Origin of the sequence: Aporhodopirellula rubra (genome assembly GCF_014192335.1) — a bacterium.
GTDB classification, from domain to species: Bacteria; Planctomycetota; Planctomycetia; order Pirellulales; family Pirellulaceae; genus Rhodopirellula; species Rhodopirellula rubra.
In genome coordinates this window covers 401,478-414,578 of record NZ_JACHXU010000002.1, presented here as the reverse complement: position 1 = coordinate 414,578, position 13,101 = coordinate 401,478, and the positions used below count along the sequence as shown (strand labels likewise).

General features: G+C 57.3%; 15 protein-coding genes. All 15 read left to right on the top strand.

Translation table 11 applies throughout. The annotated features are described in order from the left end of the window. Nucleotides 1-27 precede the first annotated feature (27 nt). Genes FHS27_RS04140 through FHS27_RS04070 form a run of 15 tightly spaced genes read left to right on the top strand, consistent with a single transcriptional unit; the run spans nt 28 to nt 13,017 of the window. On the top strand, nt 28-1,530 hold the full coding sequence (locus tag FHS27_RS04140; RefSeq protein ID WP_184302022.1) for a phage portal protein: 1,503 nt from the start codon (nt 28-30) through the stop codon (nt 1,528-1,530). Beyond that, on the top strand, nt 1,487-3,514 hold the full coding sequence (locus FHS27_RS04135) for a phage major capsid protein (RefSeq protein WP_184302020.1): 2,028 nt from the start codon (nt 1,487-1,489) through the stop codon (nt 3,512-3,514). Before FHS27_RS04140 ends, FHS27_RS04135 begins: the two co-directional genes overlap by 44 nt. A gap of 57 nt (nt 3,515-3,571) precedes the next feature. Further along, nucleotides 3,572-3,901 carry a DUF2190 family protein gene (locus tag FHS27_RS04130; RefSeq protein ID WP_184302017.1) on the top strand — a complete coding sequence of 110 codons (330 nt, stop codon included), beginning with the start codon at nt 3,572-3,574 and terminating at the stop codon, nt 3,899-3,901. Between the two features lie 8 nt (nt 3,902-3,909). Then, on the top strand, nt 3,910-4,257 hold the full coding sequence (locus FHS27_RS04125; RefSeq protein ID WP_184302014.1) for a hypothetical protein: 348 nt from the start codon (nt 3,910-3,912) through the stop codon (nt 4,255-4,257). A 14-nt stretch (nt 4,258-4,271) separates the two neighbouring features. Beyond that, nucleotides 4,272-4,877 carry a hypothetical protein gene (locus tag FHS27_RS04120; RefSeq protein ID WP_184302011.1) on the top strand — a complete coding sequence of 202 codons (606 nt, stop codon included), beginning with the start codon at nt 4,272-4,274 and terminating at the stop codon, nt 4,875-4,877. Beyond that, nucleotides 4,874-5,821 carry a hypothetical protein gene (locus FHS27_RS04115; RefSeq protein ID WP_184302009.1) on the top strand — a complete coding sequence of 316 codons (948 nt, stop codon included), beginning with the start codon at nt 4,874-4,876 and terminating at the stop codon, nt 5,819-5,821. The genes FHS27_RS04120 and FHS27_RS04115 overlap by 4 nt, the downstream gene beginning before the upstream one ends. A 4-nt stretch (nt 5,822-5,825) precedes the next feature. Next, on the top strand, nt 5,826-6,116 hold the full coding sequence (locus FHS27_RS04110; RefSeq protein ID WP_184302005.1) for a hypothetical protein: 291 nt from the start codon (nt 5,826-5,828) through the stop codon (nt 6,114-6,116). A gap of 5 nt (nt 6,117-6,121) precedes the next feature. After that, the gene (locus FHS27_RS04105) at nt 6,122-6,493 is read left to right on the top strand and encodes a hypothetical protein (RefSeq protein ID WP_449224077.1); all 372 of its coding nucleotides are present in this window, start codon (nt 6,122-6,124) and stop codon (nt 6,491-6,493) included. Then, a complete protein-coding gene (locus tag FHS27_RS04100; protein WP_184301770.1) occupies nt 6,490-6,933 on the top strand; it encodes a hypothetical protein in 444 nt (147 codons plus the stop codon). Before FHS27_RS04105 ends, FHS27_RS04100 begins: the two co-directional genes overlap by 4 nt. Next, entirely contained in the window at nt 6,930-7,487 is a 558-nt protein-coding gene (locus FHS27_RS04095; RefSeq protein WP_184302000.1) for a hypothetical protein, read from the top strand. Before FHS27_RS04100 ends, FHS27_RS04095 begins: the two co-directional genes overlap by 4 nt. Before the next feature lie 27 nt (nt 7,488-7,514). Further along, the gene (locus tag FHS27_RS04090; RefSeq protein ID WP_184301764.1) at nt 7,515-7,928 is read left to right on the top strand and encodes a hypothetical protein; all 414 of its coding nucleotides are present in this window, start codon (nt 7,515-7,517) and stop codon (nt 7,926-7,928) included. A gap of 22 nt (nt 7,929-7,950) precedes the next feature. After that, nucleotides 7,951-8,451 carry a hypothetical protein gene (locus FHS27_RS04085; RefSeq protein ID WP_184301998.1) on the top strand — a complete coding sequence of 167 codons (501 nt, stop codon included), beginning with the start codon at nt 7,951-7,953 and terminating at the stop codon, nt 8,449-8,451. A gap of 20 nt (nt 8,452-8,471) precedes the next feature. Continuing rightward, complete coding sequence (locus FHS27_RS04080) at nt 8,472-8,732, top strand: hypothetical protein (protein WP_184301995.1); 261 nt, start codon at nt 8,472-8,474, stop codon at nt 8,730-8,732. Further along, nucleotides 8,690-12,226, top strand: coding sequence for a phage tail tape measure protein (locus tag FHS27_RS04075; protein ID WP_184301993.1), 3,537 nt, complete (start codon nt 8,690-8,692; stop codon nt 12,224-12,226). Before FHS27_RS04080 ends, FHS27_RS04075 begins: the two co-directional genes overlap by 43 nt. After that, complete coding sequence (locus FHS27_RS04070; protein WP_184301991.1) at nt 12,226-13,017, top strand: hypothetical protein; 792 nt, start codon at nt 12,226-12,228, stop codon at nt 13,015-13,017. The genes FHS27_RS04075 and FHS27_RS04070 overlap by 1 nt, the downstream gene beginning before the upstream one ends. Nucleotides 13,018-13,101: the final 84 nt, after the last annotated feature.

The window sequence follows — 13,101 nt, the reverse complement described above, 5'->3', positions numbered from 1 at the left end:
GGGGACGGCAATAGGATTACAACACGGATGTTGAAGATGTTGTCAGGGATTATCGAGCAAGCATGGCGTGGCGGAGCTTCCCGCTCCTCATCCGCGCCGGGACGCTCACCCCGGCAGCCCTTCTTTTCGCGGCTTCGTGCCAAATACGACGCGGCGAATACAACGCTCGACAACATGAAACATTGGTCACGAGCCGATGGTTTGTCGGCTGCGGCTGCGAATAGCACGGATGTTCGACGTACGCTTCGCAACCGGTCGCGATACGAGGTTGCAAACAACAGTTACGCTCGCGGGATCACGCTGACGTTGGCGAATGACGTGGTTGGCACTGGGCCGCGTTTGCAAATGTTGACGCCTGATGACGCCGCGAATCGTTTCGTTGAAGCGGAATTCTTTGCTTGGGCCGAGGCGGTTGGATTGGCCGAAAAGCTGCGAACGATGCGGCTTGCTCGCGTTTCGGACGGTGAATCGTTCGGGTTGATGACTAGCAACGAGCGAATCGACGCCAAGGTGAAACTCGATTTGCGGTTGATCGAGGCGGACCAAGTTGCCTCCCCGACGCTGATTGCTGACCGCTCACGATACATCGACGGCATTCAGTTTGACGCCGACGGAAACCCGCTCACATACGACGTCCTGCGTGAACATCCTGGCGATGTGACATTCACGATCGACGAAGCATTCGACACGGTACCGGCCGCCGCTGTGCTGCACTACTTCCGTTGCGATCGTCCCGGACAAATCCGCGGCATTCCCGACATCACGCCCGCGCTGCCGCTATTCGCGCAACTGCGACGCTTCACATTGGCAGTACTTGCCGCCGCCGAAACTGCTGCCGAGTTCGCCGGCATCCTTTACACCGACGCTCCGGCCAATGGTGAGGCCGACTCCGCCGAGCCGTTCGAGCCGATCGAACTCGAGAAGCGAATGCTGCTCACGATGCCGGGCGGCTGGAAAATGGCTCAGATGAAGTCGGAGCAACCTTCGACCACATACGCCGAGTTCAAGAAGGAGATTCTCAACGAGATCGCTCGTTGTTTGAACATGCCTTTCAACGTCGCCGCGGGGAATTCGTCGGGCTACAACTACGCCAGTGGGCGACTCGACCACCAAACTTACTTTAAGTCGATCCGCGTTGAGCAGGCACAGCTTGCTCGCACTGTGTTAGATCGCATCCTGAACGCTTGGCTTCGCGAAGCCATTCTTATCGAAGGCTATCTTCCCAACTCGCTTCGCACACTCGATTCGACGTTCCAAAGAGCGTGGATGTGGGATGGATTCGACCATGTCGATCCTGCCAAGGAAGCCAACGCCCAAAAGATCCGTCTCTCGAATCATACGACTACTCTGGCCATCGAATTTGCGCGGCAGGGGCGTGATTGGGAGACGGAACTTAAACAACGTGCCAAGGAACTGGAGCTTATGCACCAGCTTGGACTTTCGCTCGATTCAAATTCTGTTGACACCGACGTTCACGAGGACAAGGATGACCACAACGACCAAGAACAAGCCGTCCAGCAAACGACTTGAAGCAAGCGAGGATGGGACTCCTAGCAGTCTCCGTATCGTTTGTGACGATGCCGCAACAATCACCCTGCAAGCAGCCGAGTCGGCCAGCGAGGGAAAACCTGCGCTTCGCAAGTTCTCTATGACCGCTTACACCGGTGGCGCGATGCGACTCGGCGGCTGGCCCCATCCAGTCGTTGTTGATCTGACCGGCATGCGTGTGGCTCGCAAGAGTCGACCAATTCTGAAAGACCATGATCGCGGCAGCATTGTTGGACATACCGATGACATCCGCGTCAGCGAAGCAACGCTAGAAGTTTCTGGCGTGATCTCGGGCGTTGGATCAACGGCTCAGGAAGTGATTGCGACCAGCGAAAACGGATTTCCGTGGCAAGCATCGCTCGGTGCAAGTGCCGACAAGGTCGTATTCATTCCCGAGGGAAAGACGACCAAGGCGAACGGTCGTGAGTTTGCAGGTCCCGTCTATGTCGCTCGTAAAAGCACCCTTGGCGAAGTGTCTTTCGTGGCCCTGGGCGCCGACGATGATACCGAGGCCCGAGTCGCAGCCGGCCAGGCCGCAGAAAGCGAGGATCCGGATGATTCAACGGACGACAAAGATGAAGTCGAGCCGGTCAATGCAAGCTTGAATGTCGACCCGAAACCTCGATCTCGCCAGCCTCGCACACCTGTAGAAGACATGCGTGCCGAAGCTGCTTCCGAGTCGCGACGTATCGCTGGCATTCGCAAAGTATGCGAAGGCAAACATACGGATATCGAAGCCGATGCGATCGAACAGGGTTGGAGTGTGACTAAGACGGAGCTTGTCGTGCTACGCAATGAACGTCCCTCCGCGCCAGAGCAATCTTCGGTCCGCCCAAGTTGCACTCGCGAAGTCCTCGAGGCAGCTGCCTGCATGTCAGTGGGTATCGAGGAGAAAACGCTGCTGGCCAGCTACGGAGAACGCACGCTCGATCTGGCGCAACCGATGGGGCAAATTGGTCTGCGTGAATTGGTTGCGGAATGTGCGCGACTCGAAGGACATGATGTTCCACGCGTGTTTGGCGACGGCCGCGTCACGATTCAGGCTGGCTTCTCGACGATGAGCCTCCCGGGGATCCTTGAAAATGTGATGAATAAGACATTGCTGGCCGCTTATGAAACCACCCAGATTGCCGCATACGATCTGTGCAGTGTGGGCAGCGTGAGCGACTTCAAAGAAGTCTCTCGGTTCCGGTTGCTGGGCACGGGCGGTTTCGAGCCTGTCGCTCCCGATGGCGAACTAAAGCACGGCAAGCTTTCGGAGCAGAAGTATACCAATCAGGCGGATACCTATGGCCAGCTGCTCACGCTGACGCGTAAGGACATCATCAACGATGACCTCTCGGCCTTCATGGATATTCCGCGTCAGATGGGGCGAAGTGGGGCCGAGTCGATCGACGAAATGTTCTTCACTTTGTTGCTCGGAAATTCGCCAGCATTCTTCAGTACTGGCAACTCCAACTTGCTCACCGGTGTCGATACCAAGTTCGGCCCCGATAGTCTGACTGCGGCTAAGACGACATTCCGTAAGCAGAAAGCGGGTCCAGGCACTAAGCCGAAGGACCAGAAGCCGATCAACCTTCGTCCGGAATTCTTGGTTGTTCCGGTCGAGCTTGAAACCGAAGCCGAGCTGCTGATGGGCTCATCTCAGTTGATGATCGACGCCTCGGGGACTCCCACAAAAATCCCCGTCGACAATCCGCATCGCAATAAGTATCGGGTCGTTTCGACTCCACATCTTTCCGACTCCTACTACGGAGGCGCGAGCGGTAAGGCGTGGTACCTCTTCGCCAACCCCAAGGTTTTGCCAGCATTTGAGATTGTGTTCCTCAACGGTCGCCGCACGCCGGTGATCGAACGTGTCGAAATGCCACCCAACATGCTTGGGATGGGTTTCCGAAGTTACATCGACTTCGGTGTGAATAGCCAGGATCCACGCGCCGCCGTGAAGGTCACTGGCGAAGCCTGATCCTAGTTCAACTTCCTGACTCAATACTCAAGTCTCAAACCTCAGGTCTAACAATCCATGTCCGCAGCAGATTTTGTTCAAGAGGGAGCGGCCGTCGACTACACACCCGAAGCCGATCTCCCTGCCGGCAGTGTCGTTGTTCAAGGCGAACTGGTCGGCATCACCAAGCATGACATCAAAGCGAATGTGCTGGGCGCGATCAGTGTCGAGGGTGTCTTTGACGTCGCCAAAGATCCCGCGATCTCGGTGTCGGCCGGTGCCAAGGTTTACTGGGACGCGACCGCTGGCCAATCGGTCACGACTGCGACCGGTAACAAGCTGCTCGGCAAAGCAGTGCTTTCCGCTGGCACCAACACACCCACCGTCCGCGTCCGACTCAGTCAATAAGGATGGGCATGGCGTCGATCAGCCAAGTAACGGCCGACCGGGCCAAGGCGATCGAACGTCTGGAGTTCGCGGAGGACGGAAAGACAAGCCAATGGCTGCGGGCATCGCCGTTCGCAACGTGCTTCTGCATCGCCGTCGCTTCGACCGAAGCGACCTGGCGGGTGCAAGCATTGCTACCCGACGAGGAAGTCGTCCAGCTCGGTTACTACGTTCGCTCGTCCACAACGGGCAGCAAACTTTTCAACACATCCAAGCCGTTGTACTTGAGGTCGGAAGTGATGTGTGGACTGCCCATTCGCTTCGTTTCGACGGTCGAACAAATCAATCCGATCCTTTGGGTCATTTTCAAGAGTTAAGGAGCACCCACTGCATGAACGCAACATTGCGAGCCATCATCGCCGCGTGCGTCCTGTGTCTGGCGAGCGGTTGTTTGCCAGAACAACCTGTTCAGGTTCGTCCGCTTCCGGCCCCCGCGCCGGAGCAACCCGCGGCGAACTTGCCCAATAAACTGCACCAACGCAATTGGACTGGCAAGCTCAACCAGGGCAGTTGCGTCCACGCGTCACTGGTCAACCACTTGCGTTGGCTCAATGAGTTTGAACTCGGCGAACGTTGGCGGTCAACGTACAGCGACGGTGAATATGACTCGCGGCTGCGAAGTCGACTCGATGCCGCCGACATCGACTACAGCTACACGATCAAAGCCGACCCGCGTTTTCTCGATTGGGCAACAGCGACTCGGCGCGGTGCGATTCTGTGGTGGAAGCCGGCTCATTGCTGCACGTTCGTTGGTTGGGTGAATCGCGACGGTCGGCAATACGCGGCGATTCTCGACAACAACTATCCCGGCCGGTTTGAACTCACGCCACGCGAACAGTTCGTTCGCCTTTGGGCTGGCTATGGCGGATTCGCACTCACGGTCCTCGACGACCCTGCCAGTTCCTTGCCCTATCGAAGTTATGAGGTGATTCAATGAACGATGGAATTCGGATTCGATTGAGCCTGGGGCTCGTCGCGGTGGCGATCATTCACGCCGTACTCCTTGGCACCGTGTTCACGGCACTTCGCCCGTGTCCGCCCGTCCAGCCTGACGACGATGCTTGGAGTGTCCCCAATGCCGTGCCGCCTGCTCCGCGCGTCGGCAGGATCGAAAAGCTTGACGAGCCGCAGTCAGTAAACCTGAGTGCTCAAGGCGAGATCAAACAGCAGTCGGTTTCGATCTGTCCGACATGCGAACCGACAACGGTTTACACGCCGACGATCGCTCCTCAATCCGTGGTCCCGGTCGCTGCGCCGCAACCGCAGCCATCCAAGAAGAAGTATCAAATCGCCTTGTTCATCGGCAGTGATGCGAAGAGCAAGCAACTGCTCGATTGGTTCAACCATGATCCGAAGCTGTACAAGCTACGCACGGACTGTGACTTCCAGGTCTACACGTCTGGCAATGCACTCTATCAAACACGATTCGCTAGCATTGTTCCAGTCGAACAGTTTCCCGTCGTGTTATTTCAAGACAACACGGGTGGACACGTTCATGCGGCGGGCCGAACGATGTTGCCGGCGACTGCGGCCGAGTTGTACGCCGATCTTCACCAGGGTTACCAACTCTATCAACAGACTCGGCAGGCCCAGAAAACTGGCGCACTGAAAACTCGCGGCTACTCGTGGGACGACGCGATTTCGCCCAAGTTGCAACTCAACTCCGAGGACTGCCCCGACGGGTACTGTCCGGTTGAACCGACCGACGGCTGGCGACCGGGCAATCGAGATCGCGATGGCGTGCGTGACGTTCTCTTCGACAGGGCGAACGAAACTCGCAATGCCTTGCTTTGGGCATCGGCAGGCGAACTGGCAACCATCGCGATGATCGTGCTTGCCGTCTTTCTACTCGGATTCATTCTCATCAAGCGAGGTATGTGAGCAAATGACGTTACTAACCGGAATCGCAACCGTCGTGGTGTTGCTGTTGATTGCCGTCGCCTTGTTGCCATCGAAGAAACGCGACAAGGACAGCAATCAGGCAGCTAGCGTTCTCAATCCTTTTCAATCGCCAACGAGTCCAATCAATCTGCGAGAGCAGCGGTTGCAGGAGGAATCCGAAGCGATCGCCAGCGAGTATCAACGGCGATCGAACGAGGCGTGGTTGGACGAATTGAGCGATAAGGCATCGACACTGTTGAAAGCTCCAGCAAAACCAGCGGCTCGCAAATCGTGACCGACATGCTGCATCGCGGGCAGTCTTGGTTAGCGGCGAAGCTGACCAAGCATGCCTCGCAAGACGTGGTTTATCAACGCGACGATGTCTCCGTCGAGCTATCCGCCACGATTGGCAAATCAGAGTACGAGCAGGACGACGGTGACGGTGTCATCACGCGTGCTCAAGTCCGCGACTTTCTGATCAACACGAAGGACTTGCTGCAATCGGACATCGGCACTTGGCCCCGACGCGGTGATCGCATCCTCGAAACCGATGGCGACACGACATTCGTTTACGAACTGATGTCGATCGGGAATGAGCCGCCATGGCGATACAGTGACCCTTTCCGCGTCAAACTCCGCATCCACACCAAACTGGTTGACACGATCACATGACAGCAACGCCTGCCACCGTCATTCAAATTGCCGAAAGCGTCGTCGCGGAAATTAACGCCGGCTCTTTCAGCAAGACCAACCTCTCCGCGCAGCGACTCTACGTCCCCAACTTCGATCTCGAAGACATGAAGGAACTGCGAGTCACCGTAGTGCCTCGCGAAGTTGAGTACCTTCCGCTCGATCGTGCGTCGAACAAGTATCACGCGACAATCGACGTCGCCGTTCAAAAGAAGTTCAGTAAGGGCGATGCCAAAGAGATCGACCCGCTGGTGTTCTTTGTCGAAGAACTGGCCGACTACTTCCGGCTCAAACGACTCAATTCGTTCGTCGCAGCACGCTGTATCAAGGTTGAGAACTCTGTCTTGTACTCCTCCGAGCATTGGACCCAGTTCAACCAATTCACGAGTTTGCTTTCGTTGACGTTTGAGCTGGCGAAATGATGCACATTCGGGCTCGCGTACATTTCACGCCGGGCCAACTGAAAAAGAAGGTCAACCAAGCGACCTTCAAAAGCCTCGGTCATGCAGCCGGCACTGTCCGGACGACCGCCAAACGATCCATCCGCAAACGCAAGAAACCATCCAACCCCGGATCTCCGCCCAGCTCGCCGACCGGAATGCTGCGTCGCGTGCTCCGCTATGAAGTGGACCGCGAACGCGAACAAGCCGTCATCGGTCCGGTCAACGAAATCGCCGGCCGATTGTGGAACCTGCACGAATTCGGTGGCGTTGTTACCAAGCGACGCAAACTGAAGCGACACCGGTTTCGCGTCGGCGAGCACGGGCCGATCCGAGCGAAACAGCCCGGCAAGTTCGCCCGCATCAAGTTGCTGACGGTCGCTCAAGCCAACCGAGCCACACGACTGATCGAAGAAGAGAACGAACGACGCGGTGCAACCAAGCCGCGACGCTATCCCGCTCGCCCGTTCATGAAACCAGCCCTCATCGCCAACCAAGCTCGCCTGCCAAAGTTCTGGCGCGACTCGGTGAAATAGTCTCTCGACCCAGGATGGAATCGAAACATGTCAGCAGAAGTGAAACTCGGTCTCGATGCCGTCCTGACCATCGACGGTGCCGAGATCAAAAACGTCAAGGACTTGACTGTCAATCTCGAAAAGGCGGAAGCCGACGCATCGACTCGTGACAACAACGGCTGGCGAGCCACAGTCGGCACTCTGAAAGATGCCTCAATCGAGTTCACGGTGCTCAATAAGAACGGCGACACCGCGTTCGGGATGTTGCAGGGATTGTGGAGCAGCGGAACGCCGACGGACGTTGGCATTTCGGATGCTGGTGGTTCGCTGACGCTGACATGCGAGGTCATGAATTTCAACGTCAATCAAAACCTCGAAGAAGTGGTGTCTGCTGACGTCACCTTGAAACCAACCCAATCATCGTCCGGCAGCGGAATGAACGTCGGTAGCGGAACTCCCTAAGTAATCCTCGGAACGGAACTCCATGCAGAAATTCATTGATCGTCGCGGTCGCGTCTGGATCGTTGACATCGACAACACCACGCTTCGCCGCGTGAAGGCTCTAACCGACGTGCGATTGCTGGACGCGATCGACGGCGACTTGGTCACTCGGTTGTCGAGCGACCCATTGCTGCTAGGTGATGTGTTGTTCGCGATCTGCAAACCGCAAGCCGATCAGCAAGACGTGGACGACGAGTCGTTCGCCGAGGGATTGGCCGGCGACTCGATCGACGAAGCCTGCAAAGCATTGGTCGATGGGTTGGTCGCGTACTTCCCGGAGTCCCGCCGCCGTCTTCTGCGGAAGGCGGCCGACAAACAAAAGATGATCGAGACGAGGGGCTTGGCGGCGATCGAGAAACGGCTGGACGATCCGAATCTGGTGGACCGGATTGTGGAGGATCTGGAACGCAAACTCGCGGTGCCGACATTGAGCGACTCATCATCCGACTCGCCGGAATCATCGGAGTCGACCCCGGACCACTGACGCTCCGGCAGCTAGTTCAGATGGCCGAAGCGAAACGCCAGCACGATTGGCACATCGCATCGAGCGTGATGGCACTGACCGCCGAAATCAATCGCGATCGAAAGCGTCGCCGGAAACCCTTCAAGCCCGATGACTTCAATCCTTACACGGTCACGCGGTCCGTTCCGGTGAAAGCCACTGTCGAACAAGTCGCCCATCTACTTGGCACACGATTCCAACCCCGTGAGAACGATTCTCCATGTCTCAAGTCCGAGCCGGATCCGCCTACGTCGAACTGCTGACCAAAGATGCAGCGTTCGTGAAGGGTCTGCGGTCGGCTCAGAAACGATTGGAATCGTTCGGTGCGTCGACGCGGTTGCTTGGCACCAAACTGATGGGACTTGGCGCGGCCGCCGCAGCACCACTAGCAGGCAGCGTCGCCATCTTCTCCAACTTCGACGACGCCATGCGGGGCGTCGCTGCGATCACGCAGGCGACGGGCACGCAACTCGAATCGCTTCGCAATACCGCGAAGAAACTGGGAGCAACCACAAGCTACTCTGCCAGCGAAGTCGCGTCTCTGATGACCGAACTCGGTCGCGCGGGTTTCAAACCCGAGCAGATCGAGAAGATGACGGCCGCCGTGATGAACATGGCCCGCGCAACTGGCACCGACGCGACGCAAGCGTCCGGCATCATGGCAGCGACGATTCGCCAGTTCGGTATGGAAGCTGGCGAAGCGACGCGAGTTGCTGATGGACTGACCGCCGCAGCGAACAAATCGTTCAATACGGTGGAATCTCTCGGCGAGGCACTCAGCTACGCCGGCCCCGTCGCTGCTGACGCGAACATGAGTCTCGAAGAGACGCTCGCTATCCTCGGCACGCTCGGCAATATGGGCATTCAAGGCTCTTCTGCCGGTAATGCGATGCGTCGCTTGCTGACGATCAGCGCCGCCGAATCCGAGAAATTCAAAACCGCGTTCGGTGTCACCACCAAAGACGCCAAAGGTAACGCCCGATCGCTCGTCGACATTCTTGGTGAAGTCGCCGCGGCTACCGAAAAGATGGGCACGGCCGACAAGGCCGAGAAGCTGAACGAGGTCTTCGGCCTACTTGGAATCACTGCCGCCAGTTCGATCGGCAAGTCCGTTGCCGACACACGCGACCTCTACAAAGAACTGCAAAAAGCGGGAGGCATCGCTGCGAAGACAGCGGAAGAGATGGAAGGCGGACTCGGTGGTGCGTTCCGAATCCTGAAGTCGTCGATCGAAGGCGTCGCAATCGCTATCGGTGAATCACTCGAAGGCAGCGTCACGACGATGGTGCAAGCCTTCAGTCGCGCGGCATCAGGCGTGATCGAGTGGATCAACAAGAACCAAAAGATCGTCAAGATCGCCGCCGCGAGTGCCATCGCCATCTTCACGATCGGCGCGGCCTTGTTTGCACTTGGATCATTCGCTGCGGTTGCTTCGTTCGCGGTTGGCGGACTCGCGTCGATCTTTTCATTCATCGGTGCGTCGATCGGCGTGATCGTCTCTGCCGTCGGATTGCTCTTCACGCCGCTGGGCCTTGTTGTGGCAGCCGTCGCCGCGCTCGGTGCCTACTTTCTCTACTCGACTGGGATCGCCGGCCAGGCAGTCGAGTATCTCAAAGGTGTTTTCGAGACACTCAAAGCCGACACCCTCGCCGCATTCGGTGCGATCGCCAATGCACTCGCCGCCGGCGATATCACTGCGGCAACCGATGTGCTGTGGACATACCTGAAACTGCAATGGGTCAAAGGCACCACCTATATCAAAGGCCTCTGGACCGACTTCACTCAATATATCTCTGACGTGTGGGCCGATTCCGCCTACGCGATCGGGGATGTTCTCATTGGTGCCTTGTCCGGTCTCGCCGGCGTGTGGAACAGCACGCTCGGTTTCATGGCCGATGGTTGGACAATCCTCACCTCGGCCGTTCAAAAAGGCTGGAACAACACGATCGGGTTCCTCAAGAAGGGATTTCTCAAACTCCACGAACTCGTTGACATCGCTGGCAACGTGTCGGTGCAGATTGGGGGAGTGCTCATCAACGCATTGGCAGGCGTCGAGAACGCGTGGGTCGAAACCGTTGATTACCTTGCTGACACTTGGACCGTGTTCGTCGGCCAAGTGAAGTCGATGTGGAATTCGACAGTCGGATTCCTCAAGAAAGCATGGATCAAACTCAAGGGCCTGTTCGATGACGACATCAATGTCGACGTCGAAATGGCGAAAATCGACGCTGACACTCGAGCGGCCGATGCTGCGGAAGAGCAACAACGTCAGCAAGCGATCATCGAGCGTCAGCGCCGCCGCTCAAAGCGAAAAGAGCAGATCGAAGCCAACCGGGTTGAAATGCAGAAAGGCATCGCCGCTCAACTCGAAGCCCGTCGCGAGGCTCGTGAAGGTCAGAATATCGACGCCGACATGCGAGCGATCGACGAAGAGACCAATGCGAAGAACGCGATTGTTGACCAGTCCAAGGAGCAACAGTTTCGCGAGAACGATACGGCTCAGTCCAATCGCCAACAAATCATCGACGACACAACGGTCGGGGTGCAACGCACGCTCGATCAAATGCGAGCCGAAGCGAAAGCCGCACGTGAAGCAAGTCGGCCCACGGCTGAAGAACGCAGCAAAGAACACGACGATCAAATCGCAACCGCACAGGCCGACTTCGATGCTGCGGTGGAACGAGCGAACAATGCAACGGCCCCGTCGGACGCCGATCCGAAACCAGACGACACTGCTCCCCCAGAACCTCCGGTCGCTCCGCCCAAAATGCCTGAGCTTGGAGCAGTCGAGATTCCCAAGGTCGATTTACCCGGCATCGACGATCCCGAGTTGCAACCCCCCAATGCGAAAGATCTCCGTCTCGATCTGAACCCAGACGCTCAGGCAGCGATGGACCAGTTCGCAAACGGTCCCGAAACCGATCGCACCGAAGTTGCCGGCAATTTTGATGCGAGAGGTCTGGGGCTCGGCAGTGGAGCGTCGACGATTCCGCAACAGGCTCCCGAGCCACTCAAGAAGCTCAATCCCATTGCGGCAGAGCATGATCCCATCGAAGTCATCTTCGCGCCGCAATTGAAATTGCAGCCCGAGCAAGCTAACGAGCCTAAACGGATTGGCGAGCCAGGAAACGACGTCGCTGACACCGTTGTCAATGCACCAAACGCCGAAGTGATCGCGGGGGACGCACCCGTGGTGCCCGCGCCGAATGTCGTCGTGAATGCTGCGAGCGATCCGGCTATCGCTTCGCCTGATGTTCAGACACCCGACGTCAACGTGCCTGCATCGGACACGCCCGACATTATCTCGCCCCAGATCGCCGTGCCGGAGGTCAATGCGCGCTCGGTCGCGATCAGCCAACAACCCAACAAGATCAATCTGCCGGCGCAAACTCCACCGAGTGTGTTGGTGCAAAGCGAATCGCAATTAGTCGAGACGCCAACCGTTCACGAAAGCGATGCCACGGCCGACCTGCAAGAATCAAACCCTCTGCCCGAATCGTTGGACATCAACGCTCAGCCTTACCTAGAAACCTCTCCAACACTCGACATCGCTGCGATTACCGAGGCATTCGCTTCCGTCGGTCGTTCACTCGCGGCGTTTGACTCCGCGATCACCAGCAGCACGTCGCAACTACAACTGCCTGCGATGTCTGGCGGCGAATTCAGTGAGGACATGAAACGGGCAATCATCCAAACCGCTGAGAACACTCGACGCCTTGTTGAACGTTCACAGTCGGGAGGGTTGGTGTTTAGCTGATGTCACTCTCAACCGGCGGATACAACTACGAGGTTGCGGCTCTCTCTGAAAAGGCGTCGCGAGGCAAATCGCACTCCGATTTCACTTCCTATGTGGCGACAAACGGCGGGGCTGTTGATCCGGCCGCCGCTGCGAGTGCCCTGTATCAATATTACAAGGCAAATCACAAGGACCTGATCCCGTATCTGCAAATCGACTCGGAGTTCATCAACCAGAAGCACGCTTTGGTCAGCGTCACAATCAACAAGACCAAACTCGATCCGGTTTCGTTCAGTACGACCGGAGCGACAACCCATCTGAATCAATCGCTGCAAACTCGTGGCATTTACTCCGCGCCGGGGATCGCAGCCCCCGTTTATCACGGTGCGATCGGCGTCAGCGATTCTGGCGTCGCCGGCGTTGACATCACAGTTCCAGCTTTTGAATTCTCCGTTCGCAAGAAGTTTGAGTTCGTTTCGACGGGATATCTACTCGCCATGGTTGCGATGACCGGGCGAGTGAATTCGACGCCGTGGTCGATCTTCTCTCCCGGTGAAGCTCTGTTCCTTGGTGGCGAAGGCGGCGAAGACGAACAGAACTGGGTCGACGTGACCTATCACTTCGCCGCTCGACCGAACGAGTTCGCGATGACGGTTGGCAACATCACCGGCATCACCAAGCAAGGTTGGGACTACTTGTGGGTCAAACACGGCGAGAAAGTGGTCGGCGATCGCGTGCTGCAAGTTCCTGAGGCAGCGTACGTTGAACAGGTCTATCACGGAGGAAACTTCAACGTGTTGGGGATCAACTGATGACCCGACGCGTGAAACCAGGCGATCAGTTCGCGATCACTGCCGCTGAATACAACCGGCTGCTCGTTGCTGCGGAAGCCTCGC

What these genes read in the sequence shown, in the direction of transcription:
- FHS27_RS04100 (WP_184301770.1), top strand. Translation starts at nt 6,490, where the DNA reads ATGACAGCAACGCCTGCCACCGTCATTCAAATTGCCGAAAGCGTCGTC.
- FHS27_RS04080 (WP_184301995.1), top strand. Translation starts at nt 8,472, where the DNA reads ATGGCCGAAGCGAAACGCCAGCACGATTGGCACATCGCATCGAGCGTG.
- FHS27_RS04070 (WP_184301991.1), top strand. Translation starts at nt 12,226, where the DNA reads ATGTCACTCTCAACCGGCGGATACAACTACGAGGTTGCGGCTCTCTCT.
- FHS27_RS04140 (WP_184302022.1), top strand. Translation starts at nt 28, where the DNA reads ATGTTGAAGATGTTGTCAGGGATTATCGAGCAAGCATGGCGTGGCGGA.
- FHS27_RS04115 (WP_184302009.1), top strand. Translation starts at nt 4,874, where the DNA reads ATGAACGATGGAATTCGGATTCGATTGAGCCTGGGGCTCGTCGCGGTG.
- FHS27_RS04090 (WP_184301764.1), top strand. Translation starts at nt 7,515, where the DNA reads ATGTCAGCAGAAGTGAAACTCGGTCTCGATGCCGTCCTGACCATCGAC.
- FHS27_RS04095 (WP_184302000.1), top strand. Translation starts at nt 6,930, where the DNA reads ATGATGCACATTCGGGCTCGCGTACATTTCACGCCGGGCCAACTGAAA.
- FHS27_RS04135 (WP_184302020.1), top strand. Translation starts at nt 1,487, where the DNA reads ATGACCACAACGACCAAGAACAAGCCGTCCAGCAAACGACTTGAAGCA.
- FHS27_RS04075 (WP_184301993.1), top strand. Translation starts at nt 8,690, where the DNA reads ATGTCTCAAGTCCGAGCCGGATCCGCCTACGTCGAACTGCTGACCAAA.
- FHS27_RS04105 (WP_449224077.1), top strand. Translation starts at nt 6,122, where the DNA reads ATGCTGCATCGCGGGCAGTCTTGGTTAGCGGCGAAGCTGACCAAGCAT.
- FHS27_RS04120 (WP_184302011.1), top strand. Translation starts at nt 4,272, where the DNA reads ATGAACGCAACATTGCGAGCCATCATCGCCGCGTGCGTCCTGTGTCTG.
- FHS27_RS04125 (WP_184302014.1), top strand. Translation starts at nt 3,910, where the DNA reads ATGGCGTCGATCAGCCAAGTAACGGCCGACCGGGCCAAGGCGATCGAA.
- FHS27_RS04110 (WP_184302005.1), top strand. Translation starts at nt 5,826, where the DNA reads ATGACGTTACTAACCGGAATCGCAACCGTCGTGGTGTTGCTGTTGATT.
- FHS27_RS04085 (WP_184301998.1), top strand. Translation starts at nt 7,951, where the DNA reads ATGCAGAAATTCATTGATCGTCGCGGTCGCGTCTGGATCGTTGACATC.
- FHS27_RS04130 (WP_184302017.1), top strand. Translation starts at nt 3,572, where the DNA reads ATGTCCGCAGCAGATTTTGTTCAAGAGGGAGCGGCCGTCGACTACACA.